The following is an 18,382-nucleotide window of genomic DNA, read 5'->3' as shown; positions in this document are numbered from 1 at the left end:
GCCTCAAAGCGGGGCGCGGAGATTGCCCACCAAACGCAGTCCGTGCAAGGTCAAATCGGGGTCGGTGAGGATCTCTTCGTCCATGCCGGAGATGATCCACTCCGAGTCTCCCCCGGTGGCGACGACGTGGGCGTCCTTGCTGCCGAGTTCTTTTTTCAGCGCCTCCAAGATGCCCTTCACCATGCCGCGATAGCCGATGGCGGCACCGGCGAGGATGGCGCCTTCGGTGGACTGCCCGATGGCGGTTTCCGGCTCGCGCAGGTCCACGCTGGGCAGCAGCGCGGTGCGCTCGTGGAGGTAGTCGGTCATGAGCCGCAGGCCGGGCGCGATGACGCCGCCGATGTAGCATTTGTCAGCGGATAAGATGTCAAAGGTCACGGCGGTGCCGAAGTCGATGACGATGCCGGGTGCGCCGTGCATGTGCGCCAGGGCCACGGCATTGGCCAGACGGTCAGCGCCGATGGTTTCGGGCCTGGGATAGCGAATGCCGATGCCCAGCGGCGCATCATGGCGCAGCTCGATGAGGCGGTCTGCAAACACTTCGCGGAAGGCGGGCAACACCTTGGGCACGACGCTGCAGATGACGGCTTTTTCAAAGTCCCAGCCGCGCGTGACTTCGCGCACTGCATCCGGCGAGAGCTCGCGGGTGGGGTGCTCGCGGCGTTCGAGGATGGTCTCCTGCGTGGCGAGTCCGAATTTCGTGCGTCCGTTGCCAACGTCGATGAGCAGCTGCATGCGGCTCATGGTTTGGAGCTTTCGCCTTCCTTCTTTTGCTCTTCCTTTTTCTCCTCCTTGGCAGGCTCGCCAAAGGTGTGCACGTCGAACATGTTTTCAGGAGCGCCCTTGGGCTCTGGCGGCTTCGGGCGGAGAGGGTCGCCCTCCACCACGAGGGCCTTGGGGGGATCCTTCACATACTTCACGCACTGAAAGAGGAGATTGTAGTTGTGGCGCAGGGCGGCCGGATAAGCGATGCGGCCTGGCTCGGTGACGTTTTCCCGCAACAGCTTGCCGGCGAGACTGGCGAACATGCTGCTGCTGAGCTTGGCGGCCTTTTCAGCCGTGCCACCAGCGAGCTCGCCAGCGGCCTTCGCGGCGGAGCTGCCGCCGCTGCGAAACATGTCGCTGCTGATTTTGCGCGCCTGGATGGAGATGGCGGCCTGGGAGGAAAGCAGGGTGCCGTCCGGCGCAAAGCTCATCTCCAGGCTGGCATGGTCGTCTGAGGAGAACATGCCACGCAGGTGGTCCACGCGAACCGAGATGAACACACCGCCATCAGGCGCGGCAGTGACCTCGGGCTTGTAGGTACGGAAATCGACTTCGGAGAACTTGTACTCGGCAGCCTTCTTTTTCTCCTTGGTCCAGCCGCCAAGACTGGCGCCGAATTTTTCGATGTCCACTTCCACACCAGCGCTGGCAACGCTGGCGGTGAGAAAGAGGAGTGCTAAGGGGCGGAGGCTCATGACGCCCTCATAGTGCTGCAAGAAACGATTTTTTCAACTTTGGGGTGGAAAGGATGGCCTGGGGCGTCTGAGCATGCCGATGGCCACGAAGATTTGTAGAACTGCCGCACAGCCAATGATGAGCTGGCAGCGGTTATTTGTCTCCGCGCGCTTGTCCATGTCCTTCAGCAGGCGCTCATTCAGCCTTTGCAACTCCTGAATGTATTGAGGGTCATTCCTATCGTGCTCAGCCATAAACTTAAAAGGTGCTTTTGTTTCGTTGATGGACTCGAATGTCGTCCACAGCAGAAGCCCCACACACGCGCCTATGGTAAGGCACAAGAGGCGCGAGAGGGCAGTGAAAAAGCGGACCATGGAAAGTGACCCCATCCTATTCAAAGCCGCAGCTGCCGCCAAGGCCAAACAGGCGGGTGGGATCGTTGGGAGGAATGATTGCGCTGGGAAGCTCGTGCCGCTCAGAGGACTGAGCGGACCACTTTGCTGACGCCTTCGCGTTTGCGCAGGAGCTGGGAGCACGGCTCAGCTCAGGTGTTTCTTCCGCAGGCAGCACCAGTCATCGTCTTCCAGAAACTCATGCATCTTCCGCAGGTGTTCGGAGATTTTTTCCCAGGCCTCGTCTGCCGGCAGATTCCACGACACGAGATCGCCCGCAGTGGCGCATGCCACGTCCACATCAGACTCTCTCAGCAGGCAGTAGAGCACCTCCTCCACAAAGAGATGCACGGAGCCAAAGCTGTGCTCCGGTCCCCAGCGCTCGCGGACTTCGCGCACCAGGGCGGCGACTGACACCGCGCCATGAGCGAGGCGTTGGTGGATGGCGTCCGCTATGTCGCTTTGTTGGGACACGATTTTACGTCAGCCTGCCGGTAATATACGCCTCCGTCTGCGCATTTGCAGGCTTGTTGAAAATCGTCATCGTCTCGTCCTCCTCGATGAGCCGTCCTTTGTAGAAAAAGGCGGTGCGGTCGGCGATGCGCTTAGCCTGCTCCATGTTGTGCGTGACGATGATGAAGGTGTACTGGCCGCGCAGCTGATGGATCAGTTCCTCAATGCGCGCGGTGGCGATGGGGTCCAGCGCGGCGCAGGGCTCGTCCATCAGCAAAATGCGCGGCTGCAGGGCGATGGCACGCGCGATGCACAGACGCTGCTGCTGACCGCCGGAGAGGCCGGTGGCCACCTCATGGAGGCGGTCCTTTACCTCGTCCCACAGCGCCGCGGCCCTGAGACTGCGCTCGGCTGCTTCTTCGAGATCGTGGCGGTCTTTGATTCCCGCGACACGGAGGCCGTACACGGCATTTTCAAAGATGGAGCGCGGGAAGGGATTGTACTTCTGGAACACCATGCCCACGTTGCGGCGCAGGCTGATCACATCGACATCAGGCGCGTAGAGATCGACGCCGTCGATCTTGATTTTGCCGCTGACCACACGGGCGGAATCCACCAGATCATTGATGCGGTTGATGGAGCGCAGCAGGGTGCTCTTGCCGCAGCCGGAGGGGCCGATGAGGGCCGTCACATCATCGCTGCGCATGTTCAGGTCCACATCAAAAAGGACCTGGTTGTCGCCATAGGCATAGTTGAACTTCTCCACCTGGATGAGCGGCTCTGTGGCGGTGGAGGCTGGAGTATCGGCGGCCATTTTAACTGAAAGTGCCGCGCAGATAGGCCTCGGTGAGCTTTTCGCGCGGATTGGTGAAGAGCTCCTCCGTGGGGGCGAACTCGACCAGCTTGCCGAGGTGGAGGAAGGCGGTGTAGTCGGAGACGCGCACGGCCTGCTGCATGTTGTGGGTGACGATGACCACGGTGAACTCCTTGGCGAGCTGGTGCATGAGCTCCTCGATCTTGAGCGTGGAGATGGGGTCCAGCGCGGAGCAGGGCTCGTCCATGAGCAGGACATCGGGAACGGTGGCGATGGCGCGGGCGATGCACAGACGCTGCTGCTGACCGCCGGAGAGGGCGAGTGCGTTGGCGCTGAGGCGGTCTTTAAGTTCATCCCACAGCGCGGCGTGCGTTAGCGAGCGCTCCACGGCTTCATCGAGGACGCTCTTGTTTTTCTCGCCATGGATGCGCAGGCCGTAGGCGACGTTTTCGTAGATGCTCTTGGGAAAGGGATTGGACTTCTGGAAGACCATGCCGACCTGCTTGCGCAGCTGGGTGAGGTCCACATCAGAGTCGTGGATGTTCTTGCCTTTGACGAGCACTTCCCCCTTGGTCACGCGTGCGCTGGGCACGCGGTCGTTCATGCGGTTGATGCAGCGCAGCAGCGTGCTCTTGCCACAGCCGGAGGGGCCGATGAGGGCGGTCACACGGTGGTACTCCACCTGCAAATTGATGTCGAAGAGGGCCTTGCTGTTTCCATAGCAAAAATCCATGTCACGCACCTGGACGACAGGCGGCGGAGTGGATTTGGCGGAGAGATCTGCGGACATGAAGGAGAGACAAATTACCAGCGATACTTTGCACGCAAGCGCTTGCGCAGCAGCACGGAGCTGGCGGCCAGGGAGGCGACGAGCACGAGGAAGACGAAGACGGAGCCGTACTGCGCGCGCTCCGCATACTCGTTCTGCGGGATCTTGGCGGCGAGGGTGTAAATGTGGTACGGCAGGGCCTGCACGGACTCGGTGAAGATGCCAAGAAAGCGCGCCACGCTCTGCTCCCAATGGGCGAAAATGGACGCATCTGCAGGCAGAGGCGGCAGGTCTTTCTGCCAGGGCAGCTTGTCTTTGAAAGCCAGCGCCGCGGTGAACATGATCGGGGCCGTTTCACCGGCCGCACGGGCGATGCCGAGGATGCTGGAGGTCAGAATGCCCGGCGTGGCAAAGGGAAGCACGCTGTGGCGGATGGTCTGCCAGCGCGTGGCCCCGAGCGCCATGCTCGTCTCGCGGAAGCCCTGCGGCACGGCCTGCAGGCACTGCTCGCTGGCGGTGATGATGACAGGCAGGATGACGAAGGCGAGCGTGAAGCCGCCGGAGAGCACACAGGTGTCCCACCCCTCAAAGCTCAGCGTGGTGAAGCCCAGCGGAATGGCAAACACCGAGCGCTCCGCCGGCACATCCACAAACGTCGGCGCGGTCAAAACGAAGGCACCAAGCCCAAACAAACCAAACACCACCGAGGGCACGCCAGCGAGATTCAAAATCGCCAGCCGCACCATTTCCAGGAACTTGCCGTGCTTCGCATACTCGCTGAGGTAGATCGCACAAGCCACGCCGAGGAAGAGCGCCACGCCCACGCTGACGATGACCAGGAGCGCGGTGCCGACGATCGGCCCCAGGATGCCACCGCCGGAGTAGGAGATGGTTTTTTCGGCACGAAAGTTGTCGCCCAGCTTCTTTTTGATGGCGTCGGAGCCGTTCACATCCGTCTCGATGTGATTCCCCTGCTGGTCTTCGATGACGTGCAGCGTGGCGGGCAGTTCGGTGAGGAACTTGGTGTTCACAAAGGGCCACTTGGACTGAAAGGCCACCGGGGCGCCTTTGACAAAAATGTGCAGCATGATGGCCACCGTGGTGAGCACCACCATGTAGCTGCCCACGCGCAGCGCCCAGCGCGCGGCAGTCTCGCGCTTCTGGATGCCGGAGTTGTCGCCGGCGAAGGGGTTACTGCCAGGGGATGAAGAACCGCTGGCGCCTGCGGCGATCACAGCGGCGCTTGTGTCGTCGGCATCACTGGAGCCGCCGGGTTCTGGAGTGAAATCGAAACTCATGCCTTGTGGGGTTCAAAGCGGCGCGCCACCGCACGGGCGCACCAGTTGACGAGAAGGGAGATGGCAAACAGCACGATGCCGACCATGAAGAGCGCCTGCCAGTGGGAGCTGCCGCGCGAGACTTCGCCCAGCTCCTGCGCGATGATGCCGGTGAGCGTGTGCGCCGGCTGGAAGATGACTCCGGGCCCGGCGCTGAAGTCGGGAATGGCGATGCGATTTCCCGCGACGAGCAGCACCACCATCGTCTCCCCCACCACGCGGCCGAGGCCGAGCAGGATGGCGGAAAGAATGCCGGAGATGCCCGCCGGAACAATGACGCGGAAGACGGTCTGCAGCTTCGTGGCGCCGAGCGCGTCCGAGGCATCGATGTAAGCACGCGGGACATTGTTCAGCGCGTCTTCCGAGAGGCTGAACATGGTGGGCACGGCCATGAAGGCGAGCAGGCAGCCGGCATTGAACATGTTGAGGCGCTCCTGAATGGGAAAGCCGGGCACCCATTGCAGCCAGCTCCATTCGCTGACGTCCTTGATGAGATTTCCCACCAGCGAAATGCCGATGAAGCCGAGCACGACGGAAGGAATGGCCTGGATGAACTCGATCACCGGCTTGATGATTTCCTTCTCCCGCTCGCTGGCAAACTGGTTCGTATAAATGGCCGCCACCACGCTGATCGGTGTTGCGATCAAGATCGCGATCGCGGCGATGACCAGCGAGCCGGTGAGCAGCGGCACAAAGCCAAAGAAGTCCTGCCAGGAGCTGTTGGTGATCCACTGCGTGCCAAAGAAGAAAGCGCCGATGACGCTGAAAATGGAGACGGGTTTGTCCCAGCGCCAGCCTTCCAGGGTGGCGGCGGCTGAGCGCATTTCACGCGCATGCTCCGGGATGCCTTCACGCACGTCATTAATGAGTTTGAGCGCTTCCGGGGTGCCCGCCTCCTTGGGCAGCGCAGCGGCGGCTTTCTCGATGACCACGGCATATTTCTCCACCTGCTCGCGCAGTTCAGCGCTGCGTGAGGTGATCTCCTGGATGCGCTCCTCCAGATTGACCGCTTCAGCCACGGACTCCTCCGCCTCCTTGGTCAGGCTGGCCTTCTCCTTCGCGTCCGTTTCCTTCGCGGCGGCTTCGAGGAGGCGCTGGCGATTGGTCTCCAGCACTTCAAACTCCACGGCCTTTTCCTTGGTCTCCAGCGCCTTCGCCTTGAGTTCGTCCACCACTTCCTGCAGAGGCTCGGTGGCCTCTTCAAACTCCTCCTGGGCCGTCACGAGAGCGGCGAACTTGGCGCGCGCTTCGCGGTCCTTGGTGCTGAATTCCGCCACGAGCGTCTGCAGCAGCGGTGGCAGATCGGTGACTTCAGGGGTGAGCGCCGCAAACTCGCGCTGGAGCTGCTCGCGTTCCGCTGCGTTGAAAAAATCAGGGTAGCTCAGCGCTGCGGCAGCGCTGGCGGAGGCCGCGCCCAGCTCTTTGCGCAGGATTTCGATCTGGTCCGGTGCGGGCGGGGTCTTTTCCAGGGCCTGCGTGAGGGTGTCGCGCGGACGGGCGGTCTTGTCCTCCACCTGGCGCTTCAGCAAAAAAGCAGCGTCACGTCGGTCACGAGCCTTTTTGCTGAGCGTCTCCAAAGAAGCGCTGACTGCCTGGCGCAGGCTGCTGGAGAGGGCCTGATTGCGCTGCAGGGGCTGGTCGATGATGTCACAGAACTCGAGTCCCGCGCGGCGGTAGGTCTGCAGCTCGCGTTTGTAGGTGGGGAGGAAGTCGATGCCTTCACGCAGCAGGAACACCATGATGAGGACCAGCACGATGATGGCCACGCTGGCGTTGCTGCCAAAGAAATACTTGATCAGCGCCTGGGGATCGACCCCGAGGATGGTGCGCTTGCGGCTCCTGAGCAGCACACTGCGCAGGGGCGGTCTGCTGGGCGGCGGGGAACTGTTCATGCGGCGGGGGTCTTAGGGCACCGGGGGCAAAACAAAATCCGGCGGTCGAGACACGTCTCTTCCGCCGGAGTTATGGATCGGTCAATCAACAGTTATTTCGCAATGCTGAGAGGGACAAAACCGGCTTTGCTCACGATGGCATCGCCTGCTGGGCTGAGGCAGAAATCGATGAAGGCCTTGGTGGTGCCGGTGGGCTCGCCGCTGGTGTAGAGGTAGGTGGGGCGGGACAGGGGGTAGGACTTGACTGCGGACGGGCTGGGGGAGGAGCCGGCAATGGACACGACCTTGATGCCTTTGGCGCCAGCATAGGCATAACCGACGTAGCCGATGCCGTTGGGGTTTGAGCCGACTTCCGCTGCAATCTGTTCATTGCCAGCCATTTTCTGGCTGTTCTTGCCGTACTCGCGGCCTTTCATAGCCAGAGCAATGAAGTCCTTGTAGGTGCCGGAGGAGGTGTTGCGGGTGTAGAGGGAGATGGGGCCGGGGGTGCCGCCCACTTCGCTCCAGTCCTTGATATCGCCGGCAAAAATCTGCAGCAGCTGCTTCTTGGAGAGGTCGGAGACGGGGTTGTTCTTGTTCACCACCACGGTGATCATGTCCCAGGCGACTTCAAATTCCGTGAGGGTCACGCCCTTGCTGCGGCAGAGGGTGCGCTCGTCCGCCTTCACCTTGCGGCTGGACATGCCCACTTCAGCGGTGCCGGAGGCCAGATTGGTAAAAGCGGTGGAGGAACCTTCTGCGGCGATGTCGAAGCTCACTTTGCCGCCCTGCTTCTTGAAGGATTCCGCCAGCTGGGGGACGAGCTTGGCGCCGAGGGTGTCCGAGCCACGGATGCGCAGAGTGGTCTGAGCCTGGAGCGAGAGGGCTGCGGCAAAGGTGGTGGCAAGGGTGAGGAAGGCGATCTTCATGGATGGTTTATTCAATGGGATGGAATGAGGCCCGGATAATGGAGGAAGGGGGCAGGTGGTCAAAATGCACTCTGTGACGAAAGCGTCACATTCAAGATACAGGCCCGCTTTCTTCTGCACAAGCCGCATGGCGGCTGTGAATAACTGCCGTACGTGACGAAAGCGTCACATTAAGAGTCTGGCGGGTATTTCCGGTTACGGGCATGTGACATTCGTTCCTGGGAGCCATTCAGCCCCGGGAGTTTCCTTAACTCACCCGACACACTCCACACATGCGCCTCCAACATTCCCGCATCGCCCGTGCGCTGACCGCCTTTGCCGCCGTCACTATTGCCCTGCCGCCATCTTTGCCAGTCACCGCCGGTCCGGCAATGGAAAAGCTCTTCCAGATCATGAAGGCCAAGGGCACGCTGAGCCAGGAAGAGTACGACATGCTGGTGGCCGCTTCCCGTGAGGAGGACAAAGAGCGTGAAAAAGCAGTGGCCGCCATTCCAGCGCCCACAGTCCCAGCAGCCGCCGCTCCTGCAGCCAGCACCGCCGCCCTGGAAAAGCGTCTGGCGCAGACCGAGAGCAAGGTGGGCCATCTGGAAAGCACCCTCAATCAGTCTGGAGGCTCTCCCCTGCTGGAAAAGCGCCTCTCCCAGACCGAGACGAAGGTGGACAGCCTGGAAAACGCCATCTCCACCACCCGCGGACAGATCGAGGACATCTCGAAGATCACCGACAACACCTCCCCCTCCACCATGTCTTCCGCCGAGCTGGACAGCCTCCTGGCGGACAAATGGTATGAGCGTCTGAAGATGAAGGGTTACCTGCAGGTGCGCGCGGACTCAGTCATGCAAGAGGACGGCGGCCAGCTCCACATCCAGAATGACCCCTTTGCCAATGACCAGTCCAGCATCGGCATCCGCCGCGGCCGTCTGGCCTTCAGCGGTGACCTGACCAACCACGTCTATCTCTATTTCCAGGCCGATTTGTTTGGTGGAGTCAATGGCAACGGCGGTGTGCAGGCGCGCGACTACTACGCCGACGTCTCCCTGGACCCCGCCCGCGAGCACCGCGTGCGCATGGGCCTCTCCAAGGTGCCCTATGGCTACGCCACCATGCAGTCCTCCCAGAACCGTCTGGCTCTGGAACGCCCCGAAGCCATCAGCACCGCCGTGGAGGGCGAGCGTGACTTCGGCGTGTACTACATGTATGCCCCGTATGAAATCCGCGAGCGCTTCAAAAACCTCGTCAAAATGGGCCTTCGCGGCTCCGGCGACTACGGCATGCTCACCTTCGGCGCCTACTCCGGCCAGGGCATCAACCGCCCGGACACCAACGGGCAGCCCCACTGGGCGGCCCGCGCCACCTACCCCTTTGAATTCGAAAACGGCCAGTTCCTGGAGCTCGGCATCCAGGGCTACGCCGGCAAGTTCAACACCACCACCGCCCCTATCCCTGGCGTGGGCACCCCGGCCAATGGCAACGGAGGCAACCGCGGCTTTACCGATGCGCGAGTCGCCATCTCCGGCGTGCTGTTCCCGCAGCCTTTCGGCATCGAAACCGAGTGGAACTGGGGCAAAGGCCCGGTGCTTTCCAACGATTTGAAAACCATCAGCACCGCCAGCCTGAGCGGCGGCTATGTGCAGGCCAACTACCGTCACGTCTTTGCCAGCCAGCGCGAGCTCATCCCCTTCGTCCGCTGGCAGACCTACAACGGCGGCCGCAAGTTCGCCACCAATGCCCCGCGCGACAAGGTCAACGAAGTGGGCCTCGGCTTCCGCTTCATCCCCTACCCCGAGCTGGAGCTCACCGCCATGTTCATGCACGGCATGCGCACCAACACCAACGTGGCCCCCTACAGCAATGTGAACTACGACTACCTCGGCGTGCAGGCCCAGGTGAATTTCTAAACGACCCCCTTTAGGTTGAGGTTGAGTGCGAGGCCGGATGCATCGGGAGTGCATCCGGCCTCCTTGTTTTCACCTCAGGCGTATGTTCATCTCGCGTTCCCCTTCCGCACTCGTCCTTCCCCATTTGCTTTCCCCGTTCTTTTCCCTTATTTTAATTTTCACCCCGAATTCGGCCGCCTTCATGGAAACCATTCTCCAGCAGATCCTGTATGTCGCGGCGGCCATCGTCTTTGCCATCGGCTGCCGGTCCTTTGAAAACCGCTTCATTCAGAAGCTCGGCTGGCTCTCCCTGCTGGGCGCCTCCTACCTCAGCGGCTTCTTCCTGACGGACACCCACATCGGCGGTGCCATCTTTGTCGGCGCGTGGTTCATGGTGCCGTGGATGGAGATCGTCTTCCGCGTGCGGCGGCTGCGCTTTCCCATCAAGAGCGAGGTGAAGCACCGCTTTCCTCCCTCCCGCGAGGTTTTCCCGGAACTCTCGGACCTCAGCAGCGAGGCTGAGGACGACGGCTTTGTGGAAGTTGGCGACACCGGGTGGCAGTTCAGCCAGACGGACTACTTCATGCGCCTCTTTTACCACGCGGAAAAGCGCACCCAGGCCTCCATCGCGCTCGCGCAGCAGGGGGAGTTCGGCTTCTCCTACGTCAGCCTCACCTCCCGCACCGCCGGTGGCATCACCTTCACCACGACGAACTACCCCTTCGCCGCGACGATGAAGCATTCCCCCATGCAGCGGCTGAACCGCTTCGCCAGCGCCGGCTCCTTCTCCGAGCTGTTGGAACGCCACGAGCTCTTTCTCCAACGCGAAGGCGTTCGCACCGAGGACCTGGCCCTGCAGGACACGGAATATCTCCACGCCTACATCGAGCGGGACATGAGCGTGCAGATCGACCACAACATCACCACTGGCGTCATCGAGCCCACCGGCAACGGCGAATTCCGCTACTCCTGGCGCGGCTGCATCTTCCTCTACTGGCAGGTGGTGAAGGACATGCTGCGGGTGTGATCACTGGCGGTTCAGCCACTCGCGCAGCTTCGCCATCGTCTGGTCCGTGTGGGAGAGCAGGAAGAAATGGTCCGCCTGCGGCACGATGAAGTCCTGGGTGGATGAGGCGTGCTGGCGCACCTGGGCGATGCGCCGGGCGAAGTCGCCTGATTTCACGTAGTACTCCGCGCCGCCGACCATGAAGAAGGCTTTGGACTCACGCGGAAATTTGGGCAGCAGGTCCTCTGGCGGATAGGCCGCCAGGCAGATCAGGCGGTCAAAGCGTTCCGGGTGCTGCGTGTAGAGATCGCAGGCACCAAAGCCGCCTGCGGACAGGCCGATGAGAAACGGTTTGATGTCCGGGCGCCCGAGACGCGTGGCCACGGCTTGCAGGCACTCCCGCACATAGTCGCTGGAAATGGTGGAGGTGTTGATGCCGTAGACCGGACAGATGATGAGGGTGCGGGGAAACTGCTCCGCCAGCAGGTGCTGATACCACAGGAAGCTGCCACCGTAGCCATGCAGAAACAGCAGCACGGGCGTCTGTGCCGTCATCATCGTCGGGACATGCACCAGCGCCAGACCTTCGCGGGACTGCGTGGCGGCAAAGCAGTAAGGCAGCGCCGAGGCCACTCCGGAGTACGTGGGTGATTTGGCCATCAGTTCATACCGCGCCTCCAGCAGCGGACGCATCATGGCTGCCTGCTCCTGGCTCAAACCCAGCACCGCAGGCTGTGACAGGGCCATGGAGACGATCGCCGACTCTGGCAGCGACGTCAGCGCCAGCCGAAACATCGGCAGGAAATCGGATGCGGGACGCGCAAACTGCGGCGGTGCTGCGGCATGCGCCGTCTTCCAGGTGACTCGGATGACCTCCTCTGCGTGGCCATCATTCAGAAAGCCTGCGAGCAGCAAGGTCAGGAGGAACGGGCGCATTTGGGGAAAGGTACCATGCCCGCCCGCCCCCTCACAACAGGAGAGTCACATTGGCCGGGCAGCACTCACAGCAAATCAGGCTCTGCGGATCGGAAAATCTTTCGACCTTTCTCTGACCCGCCACGGCCTGAACCCGGTCTCAAGAACCGGGCGCCGGCTGTGGCTGATTGCGGGCGGCCTCCGCAGCGCGTTGGGCGGCCTCGGCTGCGGCGCGCTGGGCTTCCTCCTGGGCGCGGCGAGCGGCTTCCTGCTGGGCGCGCATCTGTTCCTCGGCCTGACGCTGGGCCTGCTCCTGAGCGGCGCGTTGCGCAGCTTCCTGCTGCGCGCGCATCTGTTCGGCGGCACGTTGGGCGGCCTCCTGTTGGGCACGCATCTGCTGTTCCAGCGCGGCACGTTGTGCGGCTTCCTGCTGAGCGCGCATCTGCTCTTCAGCGGCGCGGCGGGCCTGCTCCTGGGCGCGCTGCATTTCAGCCTCTTGCTGGCGGCGAGCCTGTTCCTCGGCCTGGCGCTGAGCCATTTCCTGCGCGGAACGTTGTGAGGCCTCCTGCTGGGCGCGCATTTGCTGCTCCTCGGCAGCGCGGCGGGTCTGCTCCTCGGCCTGGCGCTGCATGGAGGCGGCCAGCTCCTGCTGCTGTTGCTGCTTCATGGCGAGTGCGTCGGCCATCTGGCGGTTTTTGTCCGCTGCAGCCGCCTGCTCGGCCATGGCGCGCTGCTGCTGCTCGGCAGCCGCCCGCTGCTGGGCGGCCAGGGCGTCTTGCTGCTGCTGTTGCGCGGCGGCGGCCTGCATGCGGGCTTTCTCCGCTTCGGCGGCCACGGCGGCCTGATCGGCAGCCATCTTCTCCGCCAAAGCGCGTGCCTGCGCCTCTTGCTGCTGGCGCATGAGCTGCAAGCCACTGGCTTCCGTTTGCTGGCGGGTTCTTTCCGTCTCAGCGGCGGCGGCTTGCTCAGCTGCCATGCGCTGTTGCTGGCCAGCCTGCTGTTGCAGTTGCTGCTGCGCAGCGGCGGCTTGCAGGCGGGCTTTTTCAGCTTCGGCAGCCGCTGTGGCTTGATCGGCAGCCATGCTCTGCGGCTGGGTGGTCTGCGGCTGGGTGGTCTGCGGCTGTGGCTGTGGCTGGGCTGTGGCGGCTTGCAGGCGTGATTGCTCTGCGCTTGCAGCGGCCTGTTCGGCGGCCCGCCTTGCCGCCTGGGCCTGCTGCTCTTCCGTCTCTCTCTGGTGGCGGTGCTGCATGCCAGGAGCGCTGCCCTGCGCCTGCTCTGCAGCGGCATGAGCGCGAGGTCTTTCGGCCTCGGCAGGGGCAGTGCCAGGAACGGTGCCATTGGCATTGGCATTGGCGCCGGCTTGTTCAGCAGGCATTCTGGTATCTGCGGCGGCCTGTGGCGGCACTGCCGAGGGTGCCGTGACGATGGCGGGGGCGACCTGCTCAGGAGCTCCCCCCGATGTCCGATGGTGCTGCTGCCCACGGTGTTCCGGCAGGCTTCCCGCCACCGGCATGGCGGGGCGAGTCTGCTCCACGTTTCCACCAGGAAGAATCGCCGCAGGTGCCGCGGGCTGCACCACGACAGGTGCTGCCGGAGCGTTTTCACGAGCACTGGCTGGTGATGTCTGCCCGTGAGTGGGGGCATGGGCGCCAGGTGCGGCTCCTGCCACATCCGGTGCTCCGCCGGGATGGCGGCCAGGTCCATGCGGCATGTGCCCGTGCGCTGGCGGCTGCTGCACGGCGGCGGTCTGGCTTTCCTGGGCGATGTTCCGGCGGATCTCGGAGGCGACCTGCTGGGGCACGCCTTCAAACCCATTCACCGGCGCAGGGTGCTGGATGTGCTCTCTGATTTCCGGGGGACGCATGTGCGCGCCGGAAGACAGGGTGGGCAGCTGGACTACGGCCAGGCCGGATGCCGGCGCCGGGCGCGCGTGCGGCTGCTGATGGTGATGCTCGCGCATTTGCTCGGCCTGAACCGTCTGCAGCGGCCGCTGCGGCACCGGCAGACCGCAGATCTGCTCCATCTGCGCACGGGGCGGCCCGCCCTGCTGCGCAAAGACATGGCCGCGCCCGTGCCCCTGGCTGCCGTGCGGTACGATCTGCGTCACGTTCACGCTCTGGCGGAAGATCACGGTCTGCTGCGTCACCGGCGCGTAGATATTGACGTAGGTGGGGCTGACAAACTGGGTGTTGTTGATGAAGACGTAGCTGGTGGGGCCGAGGCCGTAGTACGCATCGCAGTCGCGATAGACACCGTTGCACACTCCCGCATGGGGCGGCAGCGGAGCCCAACCCACGCAGTCGCGGCTCTGACGCCATGCCACCCATGCCGGCGCCCACTCACTGCCAGGCACCCACACCCAGCCGTAACGGGCCAGGTTGATCCACCGGCCATAGTGGTAGGTGGCCCAGCCGAACGGCTCATTGGACTGCCACGCCCAGCCAAGCGGAGACCAGACCCAGCAGCCGTCCACATAAGGCCGCCATCCCGCAACGGTGATGGTGGGCCGCCAGCAGTAGCCGTAGCCATTCACCTCAAACCAACGGCCCAGCGGTGCGAGCTGATCGTAAAACAGCGAATAATCCGCCTGCACCACCGGCTGTGCCACCCCCGTGTCCGGAAGGGCCGTGGCGATGCGCTGGGAAATGGCATTGCTCTTCTCCCGCGCGGCCTCCGCCTGCACCCGCAGCTCGTCATTCTGCTGCTTCAAGGAGTTCAGCGAACCACGCAGCTCAGCGTTCTCCTGCTCTTTGAGCGCCTGCTGCATGTCCGCCAGCTGCTTGTCCATCAGGGCCGTCTTGGTCTCGATTTCCAGCGCCTGACGCTGCAATGCATCCCGGGCCTCCACCAGCTGGGGATCCTCCACCACCGGCGCGGGTGCTGACGCTGCGGGTGCCACGGCGGCTGGCGGGGCGGATTTGTCACAGCCTGTCAGCGAGAGCAGCGCAGCGGCAGTGGCGGTCAAAAGACGGAAAAATGGTTTCATGGCGGGATGCTGCTCTGACTGCCTCCACCCTGCTTCTATTCAATCTGTCGCAAAGAGCGTAAGAAATCGCGTGCTCGATCAAAGGACTATTCTCTGCTGCCAAACAAGAGACGCGTGGCATCTCGCATCTCCAAGCACCCGCCGCTACCTCCGCCGTTTCACCACCTGCTGCGTCTGCCGCGTCTTGAGCATGAGGTCGGCCTCCAGCACGCCGCTGAAGTGTGTGAGGGGATACACAATGCTGCGCCGGCCGATGATGCTGCCGGGACTGATCACGCTGTTGCAGCCGATCTCCGCGTAGTCTCCCACGATGGCCCCAAATTTCCGCAAGCTGGTGGGGATGATGTCCGAGTCCGTCTTCACCGTCACTTCCAGGCGGTCCAGCCGCACATTGGAAAGGATGACGCCGGCGCCAAGATGCGCCTTGTGGCCGAGGATGGAATCCCCCACGTAATTGTAGTGCGGCACCTCGCAGCCGTCGAAGACCACGCAGTTCTTGAACTCGCAGGAATTCCCCAGCACGCAGCCGTCGCCAATGATGACATTCTCGCGGATGTAGCAGCCCGCGCGGAGCTGGCAGTTTCGCCCGATCCAGGCAGGCCCCTTGATCACCACGCCAGGCTCCAGCGTGGTGCCTTCATCGATGAACACATCCTCGCCGATGAACGCTCCCGGCGGCACCTGCACGCGGATCTCCCGCTGCAGGCGGAAGTCCAGGTAGGACTCGATCCGCGCCAGCGCCGTCCACACCGGCGAGTCATCCGGGAAAAGGATGCCATGCTTCGTGTGGGTGAGGTCGAGGTAGTCGCGGGCGGGAAACATCCGAAAAAGTTCGAAGTTACAAGTTTAAGGTTTCAAGTTTTCAGCGGCGGCGTCTCAGGGTGAACTTGAAACTTTGAACCTTAAACTTGAAACCGAGTCGGCTTAAACCGTCAGAATTTCTTTCTCCTTGGAAACGACGTGCTGGTCGATCTCGGCGATCTTCTTGTCCGTCATGGTCTGGATTTCCTTTTCCATGCGGTGCAGGTCGTCTTCAGTGATGTGGCCGTCTTTCTCGCCTTTTTTGATGGTTTCGAGAGCATCCCGGCGGGCCGAGCGGACGCGGACGCGGGCGTCTTCACCGAGCGTCTTGCACATCTTCACCATCTGCTCGCGGCGCTCCTGGGAAAGGGCGGGAATGGGCAGGCGGATCACTTTGCCCTCGATGCTGCCATTGAGGCCCAGGCGTGATTCGCGGATGGCGCGGTCGATGTCCTGCAGCGTGGAGGAATCAAAAGGCTCGATGCGGATGAGCCGCGCGTCCGGCGTGGTGATCATGGCCAGCTGTTTCAGCTTCATGTGGCTGCCGTAGCTCATCACATGCACGTCCATGTTTTCCACCAGCGTGGGTGAGGCCTTGCCGGTGCGCACGGTGGCAAATTCGTGGATGGCGTGCTCCACGGCCTTCGTCATGGCCTCGTCGGCCTCCATCATCGTCAGTTCAGGGTCCATAGCAGATCAGTCTCTCTAGTTTTGTTTGGGTCGGTTTCAGCCTTTGGCGTCCACCATTGTCCCGATGTATTCGCCGATGAGCGCGCGGCGGATGTTGTCAGGTTCGTTCATGCTGAACACACCGATGGGCATGTTGTTCTCCATGCAGAGGGAGAAGGCGGTGGAATCCATGACCTTGAGCTGGCGGGTGAGGCACTCGTGGAAGCTCACGCGGTCAAACTTTACGGCATTCGGATTTTTGTTGGGATCGGAGTCGTAGATGCCGTCCACCTTCGTGGCCTTCAGCACGATCTCCGCATTGATCTCGCTGGCGCGCAGCGCGGCGGTGGTGTCCGTGGAGAAGAAAGGATTTCCCGTGCCGGCGGCGAAAATGACCACGCGGCCCAGCTCCAGGTGGCGCATGGCTTTGCGGCGCACGAAAGGCTCCGCCACGTTGTCCATCTTGATGGCGCTCTGCACACGGGTGGGCACGTCCATGGCCTCCAGCATGCTTTGCACGGCGAGCGAATTCATCACAGTGGCCAGCATGCCCATGTAGTCGGCGGTGGCGCGCTCCATGCCTTTGTTGCTGGCGGTGATGCCACGCCAGAAATTCCCGCCCCCCACGACGAGGGCGATTTCCAGGCCGGTTTGATGAGCGGCTTTGATCTGGGCCGCCATGTCTTCGACGATCGGCGGGGAGATATTGTCCGTGCTGCCGGGTTCTCTCAGCGCTTCACCGCTGAGTTTGAGCAGAACGCGACGGAATTTTCGGGGAGCTGTGGTGTCGGGCATGAAAGATCAGATTTAACTCATAAAGCATGCGCGCCGGGGCCTTGCAAAGCTAAATCTGCATGTCACACATCCCGCTACATCATGAAGGAAGACCCAACCATCCCCTCCGACGCACGCTTCGAGACACGCGCCATCCACGTGGGCCAGGACTACCGCAGCGAGACCGGCGCGGTGATCCCGCCGATCTACATGACGTCCACCTTTGAGAGCGGGAACCCGGGCAGCTTTGACTACACCCGCTCCGGAAACCCAAACTTCCGCAACCTGCAGACCACCCTGGCCAGCCTGGAAAATGCGAAGCACAGCACCGTCTTTGCCAGCGGGCTGAGCGCCATCTCCGCCATCCTCTTTTCCCTCAAGACGGGAGACACCATTCTCTCCGAGCAGCAGATCTATGGCTGCACCTACCGCATTTTTGAAAAGGTGCTCAAGCGTTTTGGCGTCAAAATTAAATACGCCAATCTCACCAACCCGGAAAACTACGACCTCATCGCCCGGCTGAAGCCCGCGCTCGTGTGGCTGGAGTCTCCCACGAATCCGCTGCTGAAGATTCTGGACATCAAGGCCATCAGCGAGGTGGCGCATAAAGCGGGGTCCGTGGTGGCCATGGACAACACCTTTGCCTCCAGCCTGCTGCAGCAGCCGCTGGATCTCGGCGCAGACCTCTCCCTGCTGAGCACCACCAAATACACCAACGGCCACAGCGACTGCCTGGGCGGCGCCGTGTGCACCAACTCGGAAGAGTGGCAGGAGAAAATGATCTTTGCACAAAAAGCGATCGGCCTGCAGCCCAGCCCCTTTGACGCCTGGCTGACCTCCCGCGGTGCGAAGACGGAAGCCGTGCGCATGGAGCGCCACTGCTCCAACGCGCTGGAACTGGCCCAGCGCCTTGAAGGCCGCAAAGGTGTGAAGAGCGTGAAGTACCCCTTCCTGAAGAGCCATCCTCAGTTCAAGCTGGCCAAAAAACAAATGTCCGCCGGCGGCGGCATGCTGCTGGCCGACTTTGGCCTCAGCTACGCCGACACCCTCGCCTTCATCCGCCGCCTGCGCCTCTTCACACAGGCTGAGAGCCTAGGCGGCATCGAAAGCCTCGTGGCCCACCCCGCCAGCATGACCCACGCCTCCATTCCCAAAGACGCCCGCGAAGCCGCCGGCGTGACCGACGGCCTCGTGCGTTTCTCCGTGGGCATCGAGCACGTGGAGGACCTGTGGAAGGACATCGACCGGGCGCTGAAGGGGAGGTGACGGTTATCAATCCTTAGCGGCGGGCTCTCATCTCTCCGAGATGCTGCTTCTGTGCTCCCGGAGGGAGCAGAGATATTAGCCGG

The 18,382-nt window shown here is 62.5% G+C and carries 17 protein-coding genes; 3 read left to right on the top strand and 14 right to left on the bottom strand.

The window, feature by feature from the left end; translation table 11 throughout:
- Positions 1–3 precede the first annotated feature (3 nt).
- The 9 genes from ACILSR_RS14845 to ACILSR_RS14805 form a co-directional block, all read right to left on the bottom strand.
- A complete protein-coding gene (locus tag ACILSR_RS14845) occupies positions 4–744 on the bottom strand; it encodes a type III pantothenate kinase (RefSeq protein ID WP_395750567.1) in 741 nt (246 codons plus the stop codon).
- Positions 741–1,460 carry a hypothetical protein gene (locus ACILSR_RS14840; RefSeq protein WP_395750566.1) on the bottom strand — a complete coding sequence of 240 codons (720 nt, stop codon included), beginning with the start codon at positions 1,458–1,460 and terminating at the stop codon, positions 741–743. The genes ACILSR_RS14845 and ACILSR_RS14840 overlap by 4 nt, the downstream gene beginning before the upstream one ends.
- Before the next feature lie 33 nt (positions 1,461–1,493).
- Positions 1,494–1,814 (bottom strand): hypothetical protein, encoded by a 321-nt coding sequence (locus tag ACILSR_RS14835; RefSeq protein ID WP_395750565.1) that lies wholly within the window; start codon positions 1,812–1,814, stop codon positions 1,494–1,496.
- A gap of 165 nt (positions 1,815–1,979) precedes the next feature.
- On the bottom strand, positions 1,980–2,306 hold the full coding sequence (locus ACILSR_RS14830; protein WP_395750564.1) for a hypothetical protein: 327 nt from the start codon (positions 2,304–2,306) through the stop codon (positions 1,980–1,982).
- Between the two features lie 4 nt (positions 2,307–2,310).
- Positions 2,311–3,099 carry a phosphate ABC transporter ATP-binding protein PstB gene (gene pstB / locus ACILSR_RS14825; RefSeq protein WP_395750563.1) on the bottom strand — a complete coding sequence of 263 codons (789 nt, stop codon included), beginning with the start codon at positions 3,097–3,099 and terminating at the stop codon, positions 2,311–2,313.
- A 1-nt stretch (position 3,100) separates the two neighbouring features.
- Entirely contained in the window at positions 3,101–3,889 is a 789-nt protein-coding gene (gene pstB, locus ACILSR_RS14820) for a phosphate ABC transporter ATP-binding protein PstB (protein ID WP_395750562.1), read from the bottom strand.
- A gap of 14 nt (positions 3,890–3,903) precedes the next feature.
- Complete coding sequence (gene pstA, locus ACILSR_RS14815; protein WP_395750561.1) at positions 3,904–5,166, bottom strand: phosphate ABC transporter permease PstA; 1,263 nt, start codon at positions 5,164–5,166, stop codon at positions 3,904–3,906.
- Positions 5,163–7,097, bottom strand: a complete 1,935-nt coding sequence (gene pstC, locus ACILSR_RS14810; protein WP_395750560.1) for a phosphate ABC transporter permease subunit PstC — start codon at positions 7,095–7,097, stop codon at positions 5,163–5,165. The genes pstA and pstC overlap by 4 nt, the downstream gene beginning before the upstream one ends.
- A 92-nt stretch (positions 7,098–7,189) precedes the next feature.
- Complete coding sequence (locus ACILSR_RS14805) at positions 7,190–8,005, bottom strand: PstS family phosphate ABC transporter substrate-binding protein (RefSeq protein WP_395750559.1); 816 nt, start codon at positions 8,003–8,005, stop codon at positions 7,190–7,192.
- Between the two features lie 272 nt (positions 8,006–8,277).
- Between ACILSR_RS14805 and ACILSR_RS14800 the strand changes: the two genes are divergently transcribed.
- On the top strand, positions 8,278–9,903 hold the full coding sequence (locus tag ACILSR_RS14800) for a porin (protein ID WP_395750558.1): 1,626 nt from the start codon (positions 8,278–8,280) through the stop codon (positions 9,901–9,903).
- Positions 9,904–10,084: 181 nt separating this feature from the next.
- A complete protein-coding gene (locus ACILSR_RS14795) occupies positions 10,085–10,909 on the top strand; it encodes a hypothetical protein (RefSeq protein WP_395750557.1) in 825 nt (274 codons plus the stop codon).
- On the opposite strand, the gene ACILSR_RS14790 is transcribed toward ACILSR_RS14795, so the two are convergent.
- From ACILSR_RS14790 to pyrH, 5 genes are all read right to left on the bottom strand, one after another.
- On the bottom strand, positions 10,910–11,824 hold the full coding sequence (locus ACILSR_RS14790; RefSeq protein WP_395750556.1) for an alpha/beta fold hydrolase: 915 nt from the start codon (positions 11,822–11,824) through the stop codon (positions 10,910–10,912).
- A gap of 139 nt (positions 11,825–11,963) precedes the next feature.
- A complete protein-coding gene (locus ACILSR_RS14785; protein ID WP_395750555.1) occupies positions 11,964–14,789 on the bottom strand; it encodes a DUF6600 domain-containing protein in 2,826 nt (941 codons plus the stop codon).
- A gap of 144 nt (positions 14,790–14,933) precedes the next feature.
- On the bottom strand, positions 14,934–15,611 hold the full coding sequence (locus tag ACILSR_RS14780) for a UDP-N-acetylglucosamine diphosphorylase (RefSeq protein WP_395750554.1): 678 nt from the start codon (positions 15,609–15,611) through the stop codon (positions 14,934–14,936).
- A 102-nt stretch (positions 15,612–15,713) separates the two neighbouring features.
- Positions 15,714–16,280: a ribosome recycling factor gene (gene frr / locus ACILSR_RS14775; protein WP_395737392.1), complete on the bottom strand. Its 567-nt coding sequence runs from the start codon at positions 16,278–16,280 to the stop codon at positions 15,714–15,716.
- 36 nt (positions 16,281–16,316) lie between these two features.
- A complete protein-coding gene (gene pyrH, locus ACILSR_RS14770; RefSeq protein ID WP_395741792.1) occupies positions 16,317–17,054 on the bottom strand; it encodes a UMP kinase in 738 nt (245 codons plus the stop codon).
- Between the two features lie 81 nt (positions 17,055–17,135).
- On the opposite strand from pyrH, the gene ACILSR_RS14765 reads away from it, so the two are divergent.
- The gene (locus ACILSR_RS14765) at positions 17,136–18,299 is read left to right on the top strand and encodes a trans-sulfuration enzyme family protein (protein ID WP_395750553.1); all 1,164 of its coding nucleotides are present in this window, start codon (positions 17,136–17,138) and stop codon (positions 18,297–18,299) included.
- Positions 18,300–18,382: the final 83 nt, after the last annotated feature.

The organism is Prosthecobacter sp., from assembly GCF_044222565.1.
Lineage (GTDB): Bacteria > Verrucomicrobiota > Verrucomicrobiia > Verrucomicrobiales > Verrucomicrobiaceae > Prosthecobacter.
This window is presented reverse-complemented; position numbering and strand designations above follow the sequence as displayed.

What these genes read in the sequence shown, in the direction of transcription:
- ACILSR_RS14845 (WP_395750567.1), bottom strand. Translation starts at nt 744, where the DNA reads ATGAGCCGCATGCAGCTGCTCATCGACGTTGGCAACGGACGCACGAAA.
- ACILSR_RS14840 (WP_395750566.1), bottom strand. Translation starts at nt 1,460, where the DNA reads ATGAGCCTCCGCCCCTTAGCACTCCTCTTTCTCACCGCCAGCGTTGCC.
- ACILSR_RS14835 (WP_395750565.1), bottom strand. Translation starts at nt 1,814, where the DNA reads ATGGTCCGCTTTTTCACTGCCCTCTCGCGCCTCTTGTGCCTTACCATA.
- pstB (WP_395750563.1), bottom strand. Translation starts at nt 3,099, where the DNA reads ATGGCCGCCGATACTCCAGCCTCCACCGCCACAGAGCCGCTCATCCAG.
- pstB (WP_395750562.1), bottom strand. Translation starts at nt 3,889, where the DNA reads ATGTCCGCAGATCTCTCCGCCAAATCCACTCCGCCGCCTGTCGTCCAG.
- pstA (WP_395750561.1), bottom strand. Translation starts at nt 5,166, where the DNA reads ATGAGTTTCGATTTCACTCCAGAACCCGGCGGCTCCAGTGATGCCGAC.
- pstC (WP_395750560.1), bottom strand. Translation starts at nt 7,097, where the DNA reads ATGAACAGTTCCCCGCCGCCCAGCAGACCGCCCCTGCGCAGTGTGCTG.
- ACILSR_RS14805 (WP_395750559.1), bottom strand. Translation starts at nt 8,005, where the DNA reads ATGAAGATCGCCTTCCTCACCCTTGCCACCACCTTTGCCGCAGCCCTC.
- ACILSR_RS14800 (WP_395750558.1), top strand. Translation starts at nt 8,278, where the DNA reads ATGCGCCTCCAACATTCCCGCATCGCCCGTGCGCTGACCGCCTTTGCC.
- ACILSR_RS14795 (WP_395750557.1), top strand. Translation starts at nt 10,085, where the DNA reads ATGGAAACCATTCTCCAGCAGATCCTGTATGTCGCGGCGGCCATCGTC.
- ACILSR_RS14790 (WP_395750556.1), bottom strand. Translation starts at nt 11,824, where the DNA reads ATGCGCCCGTTCCTCCTGACCTTGCTGCTCGCAGGCTTTCTGAATGAT.
- ACILSR_RS14785 (WP_395750555.1), bottom strand. Translation starts at nt 14,789, where the DNA reads ATGAAACCATTTTTCCGTCTTTTGACCGCCACTGCCGCTGCGCTGCTC.
- ACILSR_RS14780 (WP_395750554.1), bottom strand. Translation starts at nt 15,611, where the DNA reads ATGTTTCCCGCCCGCGACTACCTCGACCTCACCCACACGAAGCATGGC.
- frr (WP_395737392.1), bottom strand. Translation starts at nt 16,280, where the DNA reads ATGGACCCTGAACTGACGATGATGGAGGCCGACGAGGCCATGACGAAG.
- pyrH (WP_395741792.1), bottom strand. Translation starts at nt 17,054, where the DNA reads ATGCCCGACACCACAGCTCCCCGAAAATTCCGTCGCGTTCTGCTCAAA.
- ACILSR_RS14765 (WP_395750553.1), top strand. Translation starts at nt 17,136, where the DNA reads ATGAAGGAAGACCCAACCATCCCCTCCGACGCACGCTTCGAGACACGC.